This is a genomic window from Wolbachia endosymbiont (group A) of Pogonocherus hispidulus (assembly GCF_964028195.1).
GTDB lineage: Bacteria > Pseudomonadota > Alphaproteobacteria > Rickettsiales > Anaplasmataceae > Wolbachia.
Genome location: NZ_OZ034750.1, coordinates 449,651 through 469,394 on the forward strand (window position 1 = coordinate 449,651; position 19,744 = coordinate 469,394).

Below are 19,744 nucleotides of genomic sequence, written 5' to 3' on the forward strand. Positions count from 1 at the left end.
ATGTTAAAAAACACTTTTCCTTATTCAAATTATAAGCATGCAAGTCATGTACGTCAACTGCCACGTATGTTAAAAATTAATTTACATACAAAGCTAGATGATTGTAAAGACCCTAAGTCCGAGATTGATGATAAGACTAAGAATGAACTGAAAGAAAAGATTAAAAATGAACTAGAGAAAGATCTTAAGTTTGAGATTGATGATAAGACTAAGAATGAACTGAAAGAAAAGATTAAAAATGAACTAGAGAAAGATCTTAAGTTTGAGATTGGTGATAAGACTAAGAATGAACTGAAAGAAAAGATTAAAAATGAACTAGAGAAAGATCTTAAGTTTGAGATTGATGATAAGACTAAGAATGAACTGAAAGAAAAGATTAAAAATGAACTAGAGAAAGATCTTAATTGTGAGATTGATGATAAGACTAAGGATGAAATAAAAGAAAAGATTAAAAATGAACTAGAGAAAGATCTTAAGTTTGAGATTGGTGATAAGACTAAGAATGAACTGAAAGAAAAGATTAAAAATGAACTAGAGAAAGATCTTAATTGTGAGATTGATGATAAGACTAAGGATGAACTGAAAGAAAAGATTAAAAATGAACTAGAGAAAGATCTTAAGTTTGAGATTGATGATAAGACTAAGAATGAACTGAAAGAAAAGATTAAAAATGAACTAGAGAAAGATCTTAAGTTTGAGATTGATGATAAGACTAAGAATGAACTGAAAGAAAAGATTAAAAATGAACTAGAGAAAGATCTTAATTGTGAGATTGATGATAAGACTAAGGGTGAATTGATAAAGGAAGTAGAAGAAAAAATAGACAAAGAATTAAGGGTAAAGTTAAATTGTGACATATTAAAAACGTGTGACCTTGAAGAGAAAACTAAAGAAATAATTGATGATGGTGGGTGTAACCGAAAAGGATGTGAAAACAGCAAAAAAGATGGTAACTATATTGACGTAAGTAACGATGGTAAGCTTTATATAAGAGAGGCAATAAATAAATTATACCCTGACTTAAGTGCAGACATTATTGACAAGATTAAAACTGATGATTATTATGTAAAACAATTTGGTATAACGGCAACTGACTGCAATAAGAATGGCATGGAATACCCTTTTATCACTTGGAGAGGAACTATGAATTCATGGTGCGTTACCATTCCTTCGAATAGTACTTGCAAAGAATCTTATAATATACGCCAAGTTGGTAACAAAGATGATTGGCCTGATTGGTATGCATCTTGTAAGAATAGCATGTTTTCTGACAATAGTTATTTAGTTAACACAAGAGCATATTACTACCCTGACAGTATTGACAGAGGTAAGCCAGTGGTGGTGCTCTCTCAAAGTCAATCACTGATGATTGCTGACAAGAAAACAGATAGACTTGTAAGAAAAGATGGAACAATAAGTAATAAAACTTTTGATGAATGCAGAGCATTTTTTGATCAGAAGGAAAGAATAACTGATTGTACAGAAGGTGGCAGAGATTGTGAATTGTGCAAAGAAGTAATTTGGGATTCTTCGGAGGTAGTGCCAGTGTTTTTTATATAATTATCATTTTGAACAGGGAATGGTATAAGCTTATACGATTTTGATACATGTGCCATTAAAGAAAAGACTGCAAGATTAGGCTTTTGCATAACCATATGAAAAACCAATAGCCCATTATTCTTTGTAATTCCAGCGTCACGCGCCGGAATGATAGAGCTATAGGTGTCATCCAAGTAGCTGACACGGAGCAACACGTCATACCACCGCGGCCGCTAACGAGTAGCGGAATGACAGTTCTTCAAATTGTCGGTAAACCTAAGTCACTTTAGCTATAGATTACATCAGATAAACCTTCAACTAGCACCACTTATTCGCTATACTGCTCTAGGTTTTCATAGTTTTTCTAGTTGATGAACATTTTCAAACAGGTTTCCTCTCTAATTTCCAGCAAATTAAATGAGTTGAAGCAAAGGGGTGTCATAAATACAAGTGCGGCAAATTTTATTGTAGAGCCTCCAAGCAATAGAGCACATGGTGATATCTATACAAATGTTGCTATGGTGCTTGCAAAGCATGAAAAGAAGAATTCAGTCGAGATTGCAGGGATGTTAGCAAGAGAATTTGAACTTTTTGATGAAGTTGCAAAAGTGGAAATAGCAGGCCCTGGTTTCATCAACATGCACTTAAAAATAGAAGTATGGCATGGAATTTTAAAACAAATAAATGAGCTGAAAACAGAGTTTGGCACCCTAGATATAGGGAACAATCAGGCCATCAATGTTGAATTTGTATCTGCAAATCCAACTGGTCCACTGCATATTGGTCATGCAAGAGGGGCAGTATTTGGTGACGTTCTGGCAAATTTATTGAAAAAAGTTGGTTATAAAGTTACTAAGGAATACTATATTAATGATGCTGGAGCGCAGATAGATACGCTAATTCGGTCAGTATATTTGCGGTATAAGGAAGCTCTGGGAGAAGAAGTTAGCATCGAAAAAGGTTTATATCCAGGTGAATATTTAAAACCAATAGGGACTGGGCTGGCCAAAAAATATGGCACAGAGCTTCTAGAAAAGCAAGATAATCAAGTGATTAGAGACTATACTTTAAGTTCTATCTTGGAATTCATAAAGGAAGACATGAACTTACTTGGAGTAAATCATGATGTTTTTACTTCAGAGTATGAGCTACAAAAAAGTGGCAAAATCGAAGAGAGTATAAAGATATTATCTGACGAGGGTCTAGTGTATGAAGGGTACCTGGAGAAACCAAAAGGCAAAGAAAGTGAAAATTGGACTTCCAGAAAAGAAATGTTATTCCGCTCTACAAAATTTGGTGATGACGTTGACCGCGCATTGAAGAAAGAGGACGGCAGTTGGACTTATTTTGCCTCGGATATCGCTTACCATTTTGATAAGATATCACGTGGTTTTAACAATATGATCGTAGAGCTTGGTAGTGACCACGGCGGTTATGTCAAAAGGCTAAAAGCAGTCGTTTCTGCGCTGAGTGATAACAAAGCAAAGATAGAAATAAAATTGCATAATATTGTGAATTTTTTCGAGGATGGAAAACCTGTTAAGATGTCCAAAAGATCAGGAAATTTCCTCACGGCAAGGGATGTAGTGGAGGAAGTTGGCAAGGACATAACTCGTTTTATAATGTTAACACGCAAGAATGATATGGTTTTGGACTTTGATTTTGCTAAAGTTAAAGAACAGTCAAAAGACAACCCTATTTTTTACGTGCAATATGCGCATGCTCGTGCTCATTCGTTAATGCGTAATGCTCCAAAAGAGCTCCCAACAGCAGACCCTTCACTTTTAAAGACCGATGGGGAGCTCTTCCTCATAAAAACCTTAGCAAAGTGGCCAGATGTGGTAAAAATTGCAGCAAGGCTTTATGAGCCACACAGAATTACTTTCTACTTACTTGAAGTTGCAGAAGCGTTTCACGTTTTATGGGGGTATGGCAAGAGTGATTTAAACATGCGGTTCATACTGGAAGACAACTTAAACCTCACCGCTGCAAGAATGTTTCTCGTCCAAGCCTTAGCGCACGTCATTGCTTCTGGACTTTCTATCTTCAATATAGAGCCGTTAGAAGAAATGAGTTGACTTTTTTTTGTGCAAGATTGTTTTTTCAACGAATAGAGAAGTTGACAAAATTAAGTAAAAATGTTATAGTTTATAGTAGTATTTTCTGGTTAATATATGGCTCACAGTCAAAAAAAGCTCAATGTTAATGTAAGTTTTGACAGTAAATTGGCTCAGTATCTTACAGAAATGGCAGAGATTCAAAATAAAACTATCCCTGAAGTTTTAGTAGATTTAGTGGAAGAAGAGTTCGAAGAAGATGTAGAGCTATCCGAAATAGCTGACGATCGCCTCTCTGAAGGTGAAGAAGAAGTAGAGGATGATGAAAACATCTGGAAATAAAACTTACACTATAAAATTCTTAAAAAATGTTATTGAAAAAGAAATTCCAGCTCTTCCGGCAAAGATTAAATTAATGGTTCAGGAGGCCATAAAGAAACGCCTTACAGTTGATCCTTTTAATCTAGGAAAGCCTTTATGTCATAGCTTTAGAGGGCAATATAGGATAAGCTACCGTATAATTTACAGCATAAATCATTCAGAACGTAAAGTACTTATTACTGCAGTGGGACATAGAAAAAACATTTACAAACACAGGAGATTACACAATTAAAAATATAAGAAGACCTGGAGAGTAGACCGGCGGAACTTCCCCACCAGTCTCCATAAGTGTTGAAAGTAATACAAAAAGGATATAAAGAGCTATTATTGCAGAAAAATGGAGGCAATAATGGATCAAATAGAAGGCATATTAAACTTAATTAAAGACAAGGATTTGGAAAGGCTAGGAAAATTAAGTGAGATAGATAAATGCAATACTAAGTTAGTGGGCAAAATCATATTTAAAGGCTTAATGAAGTTAATATTAATGGGTCAGAAAACAAGCTTAAGAGCATTAGCAATGGTAATAAACAGGTGTGTGATAGATAAAAATGATGACAAAAGTACAGTCACATAAAGTGGCTTGTCGAAAAGGTTAAAAGTTCTGATTATTTTAAGGGAGTATATATTGATCTGATAAACAAAGTTGAAAAATTGTTGCCCAAAAAAACGTCACATGATTTACATAGATTTGATTCAACAATCATAAATTTATCAGGGTATCTTATAAAAGATGGACTAAAGTTAGGTAACCAAAGTAATAAGTCAAAGTAAGTCTGGGATTAAAAGGACAATTGCCAACAAGTATAAGGTTTTGTAAAGGGCAAGAAGAAGGTAGTGAAGACATAGCACTGGTAAGGGCAATCAACGAAGCAAAAGTTAAAAAAGAGGATATTTTGCTATTTGATAGGGGAATCAGAAAGGTTGGAACTTTTGCTGAGTTTGATGAGAAGGAATACAAATTTATAACAAGAGTTGAAACAAGCAGAAAGCATGATGTTGTAAGTAGGAGTAAAGTTATTCAAGGACAACAGCAAGATGGATCAGAAATTTTAGAAGATATAATAGTTAATCTTTATCGCGCACAGGGCAAAATTGCAGAAAAGCATAACTTACGTTTGATAAAAATCAAAAACAAGGCAGGAAATGAAATATGGTTTTTAACTAACTTGTTTACGATGCCTGCTTATGATGTTGCACAGGCGTATAGGCGAAGGTGGGACATAGAAGTATTCTTCAAATTTATAAAGCAAAACCTTGGATATAAACACTTTTTGAGCCATAGCATGAACGGAATGAAAGTATATATTTATATGATTATTATTACAGCCCTGCTGTTTCTCGTTTATAAAATTAAAAACAATTTACATGGATTTAAAATGGCATTATTGCAATTTACACTAGATCTTAATGATTCTTTTATACGCTCAATTGTTTTACTATCAGGAGGTAATTTACATGTTGTCGATCATCTTATATCACGCCATTTTTGATACTTTCAACACTTATGGATTGGGAACTCAAATCGAAGCTTTAACTACGTAAAATACTGGGTAAACAAGAAAATAAGACGCAACTTAATGAAATCCAGAAAAAATGCGAAAAGGATTTGGCTGGAAGAGGTGGAGTATGGAATGGATAGGTAAGCTTGGTCTGTATTCGGACTATAGAATAAGATATTACGTTCCGAAAGCCTTGCCAGCACAATATGTTATAGACTTTGGTAAAGAATCTACTAGGAAAGCGTAGTGCGGATGCTGCGTTTGACGAGGCGGGAGCTGGAAACGTAAATATGGGAATTTTGGATTGAGGCCCAGGATGAAAATAATGGATCAGCCACCAAGCCCTAAAAGAAGCGCGCCAGTTCTCGACCCTACATAATCGTCTTTTCTTGTTAGGTAAGGAACTTTGCTACCCTTTTGTGCCCACCATTTCTCTACCTTGTCACATACACGGACAAAAACCGTATCAATATCTTCTTTCCCTGATATTTTGTATTTATTTTCTATTTCTTTCTTAATAATATCATCTAATTTTGAATGATTAGGTTGATTAACTACAAACCTTATTCTAAGTAAAAAATCTTCTATTTCATCGTCACTGCCACAACTGAAGTATTTTTTCAGTTCAATATGATTTTTTATTTTGTAGCACGTTCCTTTTTGACCTTCATAAATATTTAAAGTGTTGTCATCTGTTAACTTTGACTCTTCCAAATACTTCTCTAATGTCTCTATGCTACCTTGCTTTGCTGCACATTTTTTTAAGTTCACATTAACATTGGTATGAATGACAAGTGTAGTATCACTGTTCTTACACTCAGGGTTTTGCTTAATCTCAGGATGAGATTCAAAATATTTGTTTAACCCGAAATCCTCTTTCTGTCGCTTTCTATTGTTTCCATCAATAAACAAATCTTCAAAAGTAATATTCGCTGATGAACTAGGGTCGTTACGGTGTTTAGCTTGAACTAAGACAACTCTCGATTTGTTTTCCTGATCTTTATACTCAAAAAAAATATCATCAAAGGCTCCAAAACCTTCTATGTTTGATGCTAACCAAAAGTCAATTTTACTACTTAACCCATGAAGTAGATACAGCATTAATAATTTTACTTCATACTTGCGACCATGATCACCTGTTGATGCACCATCTCTCTTCTTAAATGTACGATTACTAAGCACTTCAGACTGTTTATTTTCTACATTCACGGCTCACCACCCCACCAAACATCACCAATAACTTTATTCGATAAAAATTACCAAATACCTAAAATAATGCAATAGAGTCTTTATGTATTGATAGAAAGGCCTTCGAGGGTAGGAATTGCTTAGCAAACTCTTAATTCTTGATTTAAAAAAGACTTTCCAAAGATTCCCCAAATCTAATATATCATTGCCGCAGGCTGCATTTAGTAATATAATCTCATATTAAATAAGACGTTACTTAAGTTTATGCTAGATTCTCCGCTAATTTTGACAGCCATTCTTATATTTTTCATTTTTACGTTGTCATTCTTTTTTATAAGAAAGATATTTGGTTCCACAAACAAGAAGATAATAAAATCCTTTAGGAAAATTGTTCAGCAAATAAATGCATTAGAAACAGAAATGCAGAGCTTATCTGATGAGGAGCTTGCTGGTAAAACTCAAGGATTCAAACGAGAATTGAAAAATGGAAAAACACTAAATGATCTTCTCGTACCTGCATTTGCGGTTGTGCGCGAAGCCTCTCGAAGGTTTCTTAACATGAGACATTTTGATGTTCAGCTAATTGGTGGAATGGTACTCCATAATGGCATGATATCAGAAATGAAAACAGGGGAGGGGAAGACACTCGTTGCAACTTTAGCTGCATACCTAAATTCCTTAGAAGGGAAAGGCGTACACGTCGTAACTGTTAACGACTATCTTGCAAAACGAGACACAGAGTGGATGAGCAAATTATATAATTCTCTTGGGGTTTCTGTTGCGTTTATTACGAATAACTTGACAGACGAAGAGAGGAAAGAGGCTTACAGTGCAGATATCGTGTATTCCACAAATAACGAGCTTGCCTTTGATTACCTGCGAGACAATATGAAATTTTCTCAAGAAGACGTGGTTCAGAGAGGCTTTCACTACGGAATAGTTGATGAAGTGGACTCAATACTCATTGATGAAGCTCGCACTCCGCTTATTATTTCTGGCCCGGTTGAGGAAAACAATCAGATATATAAGCACATCAATAAAATAGTAACCAAATTAGTTGACTCTGATTATGAGGTAGATGAAAAAGGTAGAACGGTATTCTTAACTGAAGATGGTATTTCACGAGTGGAGGAACTACTCAGGTCATACAATCTCATTCCTGAAAATTCCTCGCTCTATGATACTGACAGCATGATAATGACTCATTATATAGACCAAGCATTACGTGCACATAAGCTGTTCACTGCTGATAAAGATTATATAGTAAAGGATGGCAAGGTAGTGATTATTGATGAATTTACTGGGCGTATGATGGAGGGCAGGAGATATTCCGATGGTCTTCATCAGGCACTTGAAGCGAAGGAGAATCTTGAAATTCAGCATGAAAATCAAACTTTAGCATCGGTCACATTTCAGAATTACTTTCGTATGTACAACAAACTTTCCGGAATGACTGGAACAGCAGCAACAGAGGCAGAAGAGTTTCGTGATATATACAGACTAAATGTAGTAAAAATTCCAACCAATGTACCTGTAAAAAGAGTTGATATTGATGATGAAATTTATGGCACAGGAAAAGAAAAATTTAATGCTGTGTTGAAGTTTATAGAAGAATGCCACAAACGCCTTCAACCGGTCCTTGTTGGCACGGTAAGCATCGAAAACTCTGAGAAGCTTTCTGCGCTTTTGCAAAGCCATTCTCTTAAGCATTCAGTATTGAATGCTCGTTATCATGAACAAGAGGCGTACATAATAGCACAAGCTGGAGTGCCAGGTAGTATCACTATAGCAACTAACATGGCAGGACGTGGAACTGATATTCAACTCGGTGGAAACGCTGAAATGATTGCAAAGGTAGAGCTAAAGAAGATAAAAAATGCTGATGAAAGAGAAAAAAAATACCAAGAAATAGTCGAAAGAGTAAAAAAAGATAAGGAAATTGCTACAAAAGCTGGTGGTTTATGTGTGGTTGGAACCGAAAGACATGAAAGCAGGAGAATAGATGATCAATTACGTGGCCGTTCTGGCCGTCAGGGTGATCCTGGGCTTTCTAAGTTCTTTTTATCGCTCGAAGATGACCTAATGAGAATATTTGGTTCTGATAGAATGAGAAGCTTTTTACAAAAAGTAGGGTTAAAGAATAACGAAGCTATTCATCATCCATGGATCAATAAGGCACTTGAGAAGGCGCAGAAGAAAGTTGAAGCTAGAAACTATGATGTGCGGAAGTCTTTGCTTAAGTTTGATGACGTAATCAATAACCAACGTAAAGTTATTTTTAAGCAGAGAAACAATATCTTAGGCAACGAAATTAATGATTTACTTGAAGTATATAGCGAAGTAAATGAGAGCGTAGTAGAAGGTATAATCCAAAGTGGCTATTATGAGGATTATATTGAAGATATAGTCAAAGAATTCCATACAAGGTATGGAATAACGCTTGATTTAGCAAAGTTTTTAAACAAACAAGAAGCTTTGAATTATATAAATGATAAGATACAAGAATTTTTTACTGAGAAAGAAAAATATTTCAACAGTCAGCACACTACAGATTTGTGGAATACGATCGTGAAGCAAATGATGATAATGGCACTTGATCATTTATGGAGGGAACACCTTTCAGTTCTAGAGAGCCTAAGACAAAGCATAAGCTTACGTGCCATGGGGCAGAAAGACCCACTGAATGAATTTAAACGCGAAGCTTTCTTGATGTTTGAGTCAATGCTTGAAAAATGGAAGGAACTCACCATTCACCGCATAGCGCACTTTAAGTTGGCAGACAACCAAGAGATAGGCAATAGGTTACATTCTGCTAGAAATAGCAGACTTCCCAAAGTCTCAAGAAACGACAAATGTCCTTGCAACTCCGGAAAGAAATACAAACACTGCCATGGTGCGGTTACTGTGGTGAACTAATAATTATGGTTGTACAGTTTGTTATTTCCATCAACATTACTACAGCTAACCTCACTTAACTTGCTATTTAACGAATGCTCTGATGACTTATACGCAACACCATAAGTAATGCCACCAACTATCAGTGCAGATGCTACAGTAATTCCAATTATTGCTAGTGCAGGTAATGCAGTGGCATAGGCAAGTACTAGTGAATTTCCTCTTAAGCCTTTAGCTCCTCAAACACCTCACTTGCTCTATTTAAAACAGAATCAGGAAAACCAGCAAGTTTTGCTACATGTATTCCATATGACTCATCTGCAATGCCTTCAATTACTTCATGTAGAAAGATAACCTCTCCGTTCCACTCTCTTATTTTTACACAAAAACATTTCACGTTCTTCAAGTATTTGCTTACTTTAGTTAATTCATGATAATGAGTTGCAAAAATGGCGCGGCACTTATTTACATTGTGAATATGTTCAATCACTGCCTGTGCAATAGATAACCCATCATACACCCCTGTGCCCCTACCAATTTCATCAAGTATCACCAAGGAACGATCCGTTGCCTGATTTACTATCGTTGCTGTTTCGATCATCTCTACCATGAAGGTAGAATAACCAGCTGTTATATTATCCGTTGCGCCAACCCTGCTGAATATCTTGTCAATCACTCCAATATGTGCACTCTCTGCTGGCACAAACGATCCCATATGAGCTAAAACTGCAATGAGAGCGTTTTGCCTCAAGAAAGTGCTTTTTCCAGCCATATTAGGACCAGTAATTAGATGTATACCAGCTAAATTGATGCTATTTGCAATGAATTTATCGTTAACTTCAACCACTGGATGTCTTCCATTGCGAATATTGAACTCTTTACTGTCATCGATAATGGGTTTTACGTAATTATTTTGCACTGCAAGCTCTGCAAACGCGGTTCTAATATCAAGTTTTGCCAAAGCATTTGCAGCAAGAGCAATTTTTTCAGATTCTTTAGCGACTTTACTACACAGTTCACTAAAAATTTTCATTTCTAAGCCGATTGCAGCATCACGTGCCGTAAGAATTTTATTTTCTAGTTCTTTCAATTCATTAGTAGTGTAGCGCATGCTATTTGCTAAGCTTTGCCTATGAATAAATATGTCCGAAGTTATTTTGTGATTTGCTGACACTTCAACGTAATAACCAAGTATATTGTTGTGTAATATTTTGAGTGCGGCAATGCCAGTTAGGTCGCGATAAGACTCACGGAGCTTAGTTACCAACTTGTTACTGTTGTTCAATATATAAGATAACTCAGATAATTCTGAGTTGTATTTTGGATTGATAAATCCTCCTTCTTTTACGGAACTGAGGTTGTTATTAAGCACAGCACTATCTAAAAGCTCAAACAGGTCTTTATGATTGCCAAGACTTTTATGTATTGTGCTTAGTTCATTCTCGTCACTACTTATCACCTGAGTAGTAGACACTGGTTCCTTTTCTCCGGTCAAGCACTGGAATGACATCTGAGAGTTAGCTGCTGGTTTTTCACTTAAACAATAATTATGCAAGGTAGACAGAAACTCAGACAACTCCAAAGTTTTTCCGAGGCCTATTTTTAATAGGTTCATATCCTTTGGTGAACCACGCCCTAGTATTAAGCGCGATAAAGACCTCTCAATATCCGGAATGTTAGATAATATCTCTCGTATTTTTCTGCGTGGCTCATGATTATTTACAAAAAATTGAGCGGTGCTGAGCCTCAAATTGATTGCCTTGGAGCAAGCAAGTGGTGAAGCAAGCATTTGTTTTAACAGGCGTCCACCAGATGCTGTAACTGTGTGATCAATAACTGAAATTAGTGAACCTCTCTTTTCACCAAATTGAGTTGAAAACAACTCAAGATTTCTCCTTGCTGAAGCATCAATAAGCATGAAATTTTGTTGCTTATAGGTTTTTGGGAATTCAAGCCTTGGAATAGAGCCCCTTTGTGTTACTCTGACATATTCAAGCAGTGCACCACACGCCATGATTTCTACTTTGCTGAAATTTCCTATACTCCCAAGTTCCCTGATTTTATAAAACTCGCATAACGTTCTGTGAGATTTACTATACTCAAAAAAGCTCTGTGCGTGTTGCGTAATTGATATTTTATAATTTTTTAAAATCGATCTAATTTTTTCGTCCTCAGTGAATTTTTCAGAAATTAATAATTCTCTTGGTGATATACGCAATAAATCACTATCTAGAGCTTTCAAACTCGTTAAAGTGTGAAAAAATTTTCCCGTTGATAATTCAAGCCAACTAATAGCATATTCGTCATTTTGTTCAACTATGGACGCGAGATAATTATTGCTTTTATCCTCTAATAGTGAATCTTCTATAATTGTACCTGGAGTTACAACTCGCACTACATCACGTTTTACTATGGATTTATAGCCCCTCTTTTTTGCTTCATCAGCAGTTTCTAATTGGTCACAGATTGCTACTTTGAATCCTAAATCTATTAGCTTGTGTAGGTAAGATTCACTACTGTGTGCTGGCACTCCACACATTGGTATTTCTTGCCCATTTGAATTGCCCCTCTTGGTTAGCACTATATTCAGCAATTTCGCAGCTTTAATAGCATCATCGAAAAACAACTCATAAAAATCTCCTAGCCTATAAAATAGCAGATGATCCTTGTATTGAGCTTTCAGGTTCAAATATTGCTCCATCACAGGAGTGTTTCTTTCTTTCACAAAGCTCATAATATTTTTTAATATATTGTATTGGTAATAAATTCAATGTTATTATAGATTATATTGCACATGTGAATAACATAAATTTTAAATAGGTGTATAGAGGGGAAAATTTAAAACAATTAAATTTCCTGGATCCAAGTAGTCAGGACACTTGGATGACATAAAGAGTAGGAGTATTCGATGACAAAAAAGTAAAAAACGCAGTTGTCATTCAAGTAACTGACGCTGGAATCCAGAATATCCTAATTACAAGGTTTATTATTTAGTTTGAAAAATACTATAGCTTTTTCTATAGCTAAGCTGACTTAGATTTACCGACAATTTGAAAAACCGTCATTCCGCTACTAGTTAGCGGAATCTATACCGCGAATGAATCGCGGTATGACGTGTTGCTTGGGTCAGCTATATGTAAGTTGTGGCCCTTCTTTATTATTTTTATTAGCGGCAGTTGTATCATCAACAGATATTTCAGAGCTAACAGTGCTAATAGTTTTTTCTATCGCTTTAGCCTGTTCATAGTCTTGACTCAAAAAATACATGGCCAGTCCAATAGCTATACTAGCAACAAGAGAAGATGCTATCATTACACCTAGTATCATACCACCAGAAAGACTTACTGCAACACACACACCAGCTCCAAATGTAACACCAAGAAAACCACCAATTATTACGCCAGGCACCAAACTGCCTATCATAGCGCTTTCTTTTTTCGTATTAGCTTGTTTTTTCATACTTTTAATAAGCACTTCTTTTGTTTTTCCTTGAGCTAAATCTAAAGGAATTTTATTATCCGTGTTTTGTATCAAAGGATTTGCACTATATGCAACAAGAAGGGTGGTTATTTCTTCAGTTTTATTACCTATAACTGCATGATGTAGTAATGTATTTCCCTTTTCATCTTTAAAGTTTATATGAGTACGAAGTTCCTCATCTAGATTTCTTATTGGGTTGTTTTTTGCATATATCCTAGGTTTTATTGCTCCATCTAAGTATTGTATTACTTGTTCTAGTGATTGCTCGCCAGGATTTTGTATAAAATGAAGCAGAATTTCGTGTACTATCGCTTCCTTTGTAGTTTGTGGGCAGCGTAAAGCACATGCAAATGTGTCTTTATTAATAGTTATTTCTTTTTCTTTTCCAAGAAAATCTCTTAACTTCTCAATTCTACTTATACTGTTATTTTCGCTAGTAATTATCGATTGTAAAGTTTTTCTGTTATCGTCACCAGTCATGCTATCCTCCTTGGTTTGATTGCATTACTCATTAATAAATAATATAATAAATCCTGCTAAAAGTCAAGCAATTGATTAATAAGTTAATATAATTCTCCAAAAGGAGCTCCTTACTTTTTGTTCAGCATGTCCATTGGATCAGACTCTTTAAGCTTGCTGTTTGCTGAATTTATTCATCACAATAGCTACAATGTGCTATCGAAGTTCTCTGTAATCTTAGTTGGTTCTTCTAGAATATTCAAAATATCAGTTGCACAATAAACCCGATCTCTCTTTCCTTGAGAAGTTTGTGAAACGATGCCTAAATCTTCAAGCTTTACGATTGCTCTTTGGGCTGTTGTAAATACGACACCTAAGTTTTCAACCACTTTCCTTATAGTAAAGTAAGGGTTTACAGCGAGATACCTTACAATACCACTCGCAACTCCTTCAGTTTTAGAACTAACTTCAGTTTGCCAATTTGCAATCAAAATGTTAATTCGTTCTGCTCTTGACAATGCATCCAATGATTGCAGTACTACACCATTTAAGAAATAAGAGAACCAATCATGCCACGTGCCTCTGTTGCTTATATTGTAAAGTTGGTCATAATACTCACTTCTTGTAGCTTCAAAAAATGCACTTAAGTATAACAGAGGTGATGATAATAATTTTCTTTCGATCAGAAGTAACGTTATTAATAAACGTCCAATACGTCCATTACCGTCCAAGAATGGGTGAATCGCTTCAAATTGATAATGACATAGAGCTATATGTATAAGTGGGGGTAATGTTCTATCATGTAAAAATTTTTCAAAAGAGTCCAAGCAACCCATCAATTCACCTGGCATTGGTGGCACATATTTTGCTGTGTCTATTGTACATCCTGGGCTTCCAATCCAATTTTGCACTCGGCGAAATTCTCCTGGAGTTGCGTGAGAACCTCTTACACCTTGCATAAGTTTTCCGTGAATTTCTTTAACCAACTGAAGCGACAGTGGAAAAGATTGTAAACGTTTTAGTCCATAATCGAGCGCTGATATATAATTGCGTACTTCTTGTAAATCATCGGGATTGCGATCTACATTAGCACCTGCTTCTTGAGCCAAAATTTCACCAAGAGTTGCTTGAGTTCCCTCGATTCTACTTGAAAGAACTGCTTCACGTACTATAAAGGGTCGCATGAGAAGATGAGGGTTAGGCAATTTAGCTCCTTCCCTGGATAACATACCCAAAATATGATCTGCTCTGGAAAGACTATTAACTAAATCATTGTCCCATTCAAATTTTGGTGGCAAGGGGCTTGGTATAAATGCCTGATAACCAGCGAATGCTCTAACAACTTTGCCTGATGGTGATCCTTTAATATACATTCATTCAACCTAGCACACTATTTTTACAGTATATATTATTTTCAAATAAAGTCAAAAATGAAAATAAGGCTTTATCTTATTTGCGTGTATGAAAATAAGAAACTCTCTTATTATTGATTTTGCTCAAAAATGAAAATAGAAGAAGCTGCTGAACTTTATATATCCTGTTTTTCTGGAGAACTGCTATAAAACTTCTGAGTGAAGTCACTTAATTTTTACACATCTATTGTAGAGTAAGAAGAGCCGAATTTGGAACAAAATGCTAACTGATGCTTGGACTTTACTGACACTTACACTACTTGAAACTATACTTAGTGTAGACAATTTAATCTTTATTTCTCTAGCAATAGATAAGGTACCAAATGCGCTGAGAGAAAGAGTGCGCCTTATGGGTCTTGGATTAGCACTATTAATGCGTTTTGTAATACTATTTTTTACATCATCTATATTGTCAATGCAAAAATCCATATTTCACACTGCATCGCTAAATATTTCAGCAAGGGATTTACTTATGATCGCAGGGGGATTATTCCTTATTGTTAAAAGCTCTATGGAGTTACGAGATGACATCTTTGTATGTAAGAAAAATAAAAAGAAAGCAAACGTTAAATCAAAATTTTTTTTAGTTGTGCTACAAATTATATTAATAGATTTAGTTTTTTCAGTTGATTCGATATTAACTGCTATAGCATTAACTTATAACATGGTAATAATTGCCACAGCGTTTACATTTTCCATGCTAGCAATGCTGTTTTTATCAAGTTATACCGCCCAGTTAATCAAATCTAATCCAGGTTTAAAAGTAATTGCTATCTTATTTATTTTACTTGTCGGTGTGTACCTCATACTTCATGGATTTCATATAGAATTACCAAAAGGATATTTGTATTCTTCATTTATGTTTGCACTGTTTGTGGAAGTTATAAGCAAAATAAAGAAAATTAACCGTCATACCGCGATTCACACACACATTCGCGGTATCTCTAGATCCCGCTAACAAGCAGCGGGATGACGAGATGCCACCGCAAACCGTCATACCGTGATTTATTCACGGTATCTCAGCCGCTAACACGTAGCAACTGTTCTCCCTCGTCATACCGCGATTCATTCGCGGTATCTCAAAGCATAGATCCCGCTAACACGTAGCGGGATGACGAGATGCTGCCACGAACCATCATACCGCCGCAAACCGTCATACCGCGATTCATTCGCGGTATCTTAGCCGCTAGCACGTAGGGGAATGACGAATTACTACACCGTCATACCGCGATTCACACACACATTCGCGGTATCTCTAGATCCCGCTAACAAGCAGCGGGATGACGAGATGCCACCGCAAACCGTCATACCGTGATTTATTCACGGTATCTCAGCCGCTAACACGTAGCAACTGTTCTCCCTCGTCATACCGCGATTCATTCGCGGTATCTCAAAGCATAGATCCCGCTAACACGTAGCGGGATGACGATTGTCGGTGAACCTAAGTTACTTTAGCTATAAACATTAAGAAATTTACCAAATAAAAAAAAAGGCAAAAGAAGCCCCGTGGTGGTTGGCTATTTACTATGTACTAAAATATCGGCGTTTTTTTATTCTAAAACGCTTGATTAAGAGCGATTTAGCTGCTTTTAACTTGCAACTAACCTACACCGCAAGTGTTTAAGAAATTTACTAAGCAGGAAAAAAGGCAAAGAAACCCCGTAGTAGCTAGCATTCAAATTCTCCCTTGTCAATTTGACGTTTTTTGCTGTCTTAAACGCTTTGTAAGCGCGTTTCGGCTTATATAGGTAAAAACCCAGAAATTTTTAAAGACATGCGATGCACGTAGTGCGAAAAATTAAACATGAGACGCCAAATACCCTAAGTTTTTTGTCATTAACCTGCACAGATTGCGAAGATAAATAAATAGCTTCAGTTTCATGATAAGGGGACTGGCGAAGGGTGTCAAGTAAGTTTTTTCGTTTCTATGTTGTCAGCTACTTGGATGACAGAAAAGAGTGCTGGGATGACAGGAGACAATGTAACCTCATTAAAAACTTAATTTCAGTCCAGCCAAGAGCACATAACCAGAGTTGCTATTTTCTACTTCAGGCTCTTTGGTACTAAATTTTACAATATCGAAATAGTATGAAGTGCCCATAAAAAATGGATATTCAAGGCTTAAAGCATATGATGTTAACTCGTTTGCTGCAATATCCCTACCACTATTGAAATATGTTAAGCTCAATTTACGAGAATCAGAATGGTAAGCAATACCTGCATTCGTGTAATACGTATTATTTGTTTCATGATTGCGCTTCTCGCCTGATTTACCACCATTACCATATGAAAAAATGCAATCAAGATCGAACAATTTTAGCTTCAAACCAAAATTCCAGTGCAGTAATTGATTACGACATTTATAACCTTCAGGAGTTCCATCTGAGCAATCAGTTAAATTTTCTCTTGCAAATTCACCAGTTAAGGCAGTAGTAAAATTTATATCATCTGATAGGCCATTTTTATAGGAAAGGCCAGCAGCAATTAAATTGCTGTACTGTAAGTTATTTTTTCCTGGGACATAACTGAACCCGAGTTGAAAGTTATAGATTTCAGGGGAGATGTAGTTAATTGATGATTGTTTTAACCCTAGTTCGAGTCCATTATAATTACTGTAAATGTTGGGTTTTACCCAAAATACCTTGTCTTTATCATATCCAGGGTCATTATCTCTGTTTTCGTTACCACGCAAATTTGCATAATTTGTCCAATGACCATTTACTCCTCCAGCAGCTGTATAAATTTTTGAAGTGTTAATTAACATGCCCTGACTAACTAAACTTCTTTTACCATATTCAATTGATCCAAGCACCTGATTTTTAATGATGAAATACCATTCCTCCATGTCTAACTTTTCTATGTCTAACGCTTTTAGGTTTGCAATACCAGAAACTCCTGCCTTAACATTAAACCCCATTTGAGTATTTGGATAAACTTGCTGTAAATAAAGAAAGCGCAAGTATGAATAACTTGAAGTTTTATCCTTAGGCTTAGCATTGAAAGAATCTCTGTTGAAAGCGTAGCCGAATCTCAAATCTATTTTTCCGTCTAGCTCTACATAAAATATTTCCTTATCCAAAATTGTTCTAGAGCTAGCACTATTCTGTGAAAATAATAACGAAAGCAGTGCTATCAGGTAGTGCCTTAACTTCATAAATAAACTTAAATTTTTATAAAAATTTAAGTTTAAACTCAATATAAATAAAAAACAACTTTTCAGATGGCGCCGCTGGTAGATTTTGCTGCCCGTTTTTGAGCTATATTCCCATAAATTATTGATACACTTGGTAATTTTTGCATTAATAACTGCTTATTAATGGCAGAATGTATACGATTAATTATTTTAGATGTACTTTTTACATCGCAGTTAATCAAAACAAAAAGCACTTTATTCTCATCAATATACCCTAGAAAATCATCACTACGGCAATTTTTATAAAAATGTTCTATGATAACTTTCAGTGCATCATTTGTCTCACTACAGCTACTATTTAAGCCAATCACTCCTATAGCTGCATTAATTTGATGTTGAAAGGCAAAATTTAATATAACGTATAACTCTAGAATAGTGGACTCATTGCCCGGTATATCGAATAAGTCATGGTTTTTATATTTTTTACCCATTAGATATTCATCTCTAAAGATTCCTAATTTATGAGACAAGCTGATATCACGTATCAATAGCTCGTAATTTATTTTATTACTGAAAAATTGTGCAGTGCGGAAAACTTTTACTTTTGTCTTTACGTCTTCTCCTTTAGCATCAATTAAGGAAAAACCTATCACTTTAGGTAATACATCAAGTAAATCGTGTCCATTTTCGGTATACTCTAAATAATTCTTCATGTCGTCAGCTGCTCTTGCACTTAAAATATTGATTAACGGCTTATTAAGTAAATTCCCTTCCTCGCATTTTAACAAATTCCTTGCGGCTTGATTGAGCCCTAAAATTAATACGTTTTTTTTCTTATTATCCTGACAAACAGATACCACAGCATCATCTTTCCTTCTTGCAGTTATGAAATCATCCATACTTTCATTCTATACAGCATATTTATAAGTATAATAAGATTATATTAAAATTTACTTACTTATTAATATGCTTGATTAGATATAGACAAAATGTCATACAGGATGGCTTTGTTAGCTGTTTTAGGTGGTAATAAATGGATAGTCAAGCAAAATTACATTTGTAACTTTGCTTGACTTATCCGTTTTTTTTATATCTTTATTACAATCATAACCTCTAGCTCTGAGTTATACCCCTTTGTTACATTGTATTAGATGGAAGTAGAACAAGTCACGTTTAGTTGTTCTGAAAGATCTACTATAGCTAACTGAAAAAAGGTTACCCCAGAAGGGATAAAAAGGTATAAAATGGCTTTAGATAAGTAGAATGATGCCAAAGTGAGGATCTGAGGGGGACGTGTTTTGAAAGTAGGTAGCTTGTGCTGTTTACTCAGTCTTACCAGTGTGGGGTTTAGCTATCCTTGGCGTTAATTCTCTCGTATGTTTTGCTGTTGGTTTAGCTTTTCATATGAAGCATGAGAAAGAATCAGACAATATTGAGGAGGCTGAAGAAGCAGTTAGGAATTATGGACCACCTCCTCCTTACTCTCCTCCAAGCGCTCCTCCTTATAGTGAATTTAATAATTCTAATGCGGAACAGCAGTTTGGGAATTGTGAGGGGTTCTAAACCCACAACTGTACGAACATTGCAATTTCAGATCCAGTGCCTTGACTACAAATGTTCGTATAGTTGTGAGCTTGACCATAAAATGATTCTTAAGAAAGAAAATGCAATTTTTTGCAGGTTTCACGTATGATAAAA

General features: G+C 35.5%; 15 protein-coding genes. 9 read left to right on the forward strand and 6 right to left on the reverse strand.

Annotated features, from left to right (window positions below; genetic code table 11):
* From ABWU58_RS02095 to ABWU58_RS02120, 6 genes are all read left to right on the forward strand, one after another.
* Positions 1–1,560, forward strand: a complete 1,560-nt coding sequence (locus ABWU58_RS02095) for a hypothetical protein (RefSeq protein ID WP_353283470.1) — start codon at positions 1–3, stop codon at positions 1,558–1,560.
* Positions 1,561–1,910: 350 nt separating this feature from the next.
* A complete protein-coding gene (argS, locus tag ABWU58_RS02100) occupies positions 1,911–3,617 on the forward strand; it encodes an arginine--tRNA ligase (protein WP_353283471.1) in 1,707 nt (568 codons plus the stop codon).
* Positions 3,618–3,713: 96 nt separating this feature from the next.
* Positions 3,714–3,938 carry a hypothetical protein gene (locus ABWU58_RS02105; RefSeq protein WP_174132978.1) on the forward strand — a complete coding sequence of 75 codons (225 nt, stop codon included), beginning with the start codon at positions 3,714–3,716 and terminating at the stop codon, positions 3,936–3,938.
* Positions 3,919–4,209, forward strand: coding sequence for a type II toxin-antitoxin system RelE family toxin (locus ABWU58_RS02110; RefSeq protein WP_353283472.1), 291 nt, complete (start codon positions 3,919–3,921; stop codon positions 4,207–4,209). The genes ABWU58_RS02105 and ABWU58_RS02110 overlap by 20 nt, the downstream gene beginning before the upstream one ends.
* Before the next feature lie 117 nt (positions 4,210–4,326).
* Positions 4,327–4,554: a hypothetical protein gene (locus tag ABWU58_RS02115; RefSeq protein ID WP_353282963.1), complete on the forward strand. Its 228-nt coding sequence runs from the start codon at positions 4,327–4,329 to the stop codon at positions 4,552–4,554.
* Positions 4,555–4,771: 217 nt separating this feature from the next.
* Entirely contained in the window at positions 4,772–5,470 is a 699-nt protein-coding gene (locus tag ABWU58_RS02120) for an IS4 family transposase (RefSeq protein WP_353282756.1), read from the forward strand.
* Between the two features lie 339 nt (positions 5,471–5,809).
* On the opposite strand, the gene ABWU58_RS02125 is transcribed toward ABWU58_RS02120, so the two are convergent.
* Complete coding sequence (locus ABWU58_RS02125) at positions 5,810–6,688, reverse strand: hypothetical protein (RefSeq protein WP_353283473.1); 879 nt, start codon at positions 6,686–6,688, stop codon at positions 5,810–5,812.
* A 243-nt stretch (positions 6,689–6,931) separates the two neighbouring features.
* Here ABWU58_RS02125 and secA point away from each other — a divergent pair, with 243 nt between their 5' ends.
* Positions 6,932–9,583, forward strand: a complete 2,652-nt coding sequence (gene secA / locus ABWU58_RS02130) for a preprotein translocase subunit SecA (RefSeq protein ID WP_353283474.1) — start codon at positions 6,932–6,934, stop codon at positions 9,581–9,583.
* A gap of 202 nt (positions 9,584–9,785) precedes the next feature.
* On the opposite strand, the gene mutS is transcribed toward secA, so the two are convergent.
* From mutS to ABWU58_RS02145, 3 genes are all read right to left on the reverse strand, one after another.
* Complete coding sequence (gene mutS, locus ABWU58_RS02135; RefSeq protein WP_353283475.1) at positions 9,786–12,296, reverse strand: DNA mismatch repair protein MutS; 2,511 nt, start codon at positions 12,294–12,296, stop codon at positions 9,786–9,788.
* A 392-nt stretch (positions 12,297–12,688) separates the two neighbouring features.
* Positions 12,689–13,522 carry an ankyrin repeat domain-containing protein gene (locus ABWU58_RS02140; protein WP_353283476.1) on the reverse strand — a complete coding sequence of 278 codons (834 nt, stop codon included), beginning with the start codon at positions 13,520–13,522 and terminating at the stop codon, positions 12,689–12,691.
* Positions 13,523–13,707: 185 nt separating this feature from the next.
* Positions 13,708–14,874 carry a Fic family protein gene (locus ABWU58_RS02145; RefSeq protein WP_353283477.1) on the reverse strand — a complete coding sequence of 389 codons (1,167 nt, stop codon included), beginning with the start codon at positions 14,872–14,874 and terminating at the stop codon, positions 13,708–13,710.
* 259 nt (positions 14,875–15,133) lie between these two features.
* On the opposite strand from ABWU58_RS02145, the gene ABWU58_RS02150 reads away from it, so the two are divergent.
* On the forward strand, positions 15,134–15,871 hold the full coding sequence (locus ABWU58_RS02150; RefSeq protein WP_353283478.1) for a TerC family protein: 738 nt from the start codon (positions 15,134–15,136) through the stop codon (positions 15,869–15,871).
* A 1,032-nt stretch (positions 15,872–16,903) separates the two neighbouring features.
* Here the strand turns inward: ABWU58_RS02150 and ABWU58_RS02155 are convergent.
* The gene (locus tag ABWU58_RS02155) at positions 16,904–18,067 is read right to left on the reverse strand and encodes a porin (protein WP_353283479.1); all 1,164 of its coding nucleotides are present in this window, start codon (positions 18,065–18,067) and stop codon (positions 16,904–16,906) included.
* A 62-nt stretch (positions 18,068–18,129) separates the two neighbouring features.
* Complete coding sequence (locus tag ABWU58_RS02160) at positions 18,130–18,945, reverse strand: hypothetical protein (RefSeq protein WP_353283480.1); 816 nt, start codon at positions 18,943–18,945, stop codon at positions 18,130–18,132.
* 505 nt (positions 18,946–19,450) lie between these two features.
* Here ABWU58_RS02160 and ABWU58_RS02165 point away from each other — a divergent pair.
* Complete coding sequence (locus ABWU58_RS02165; protein WP_265033939.1) at positions 19,451–19,609, forward strand: hypothetical protein; 159 nt, start codon at positions 19,451–19,453, stop codon at positions 19,607–19,609.
* Positions 19,610–19,744: the final 135 nt, after the last annotated feature.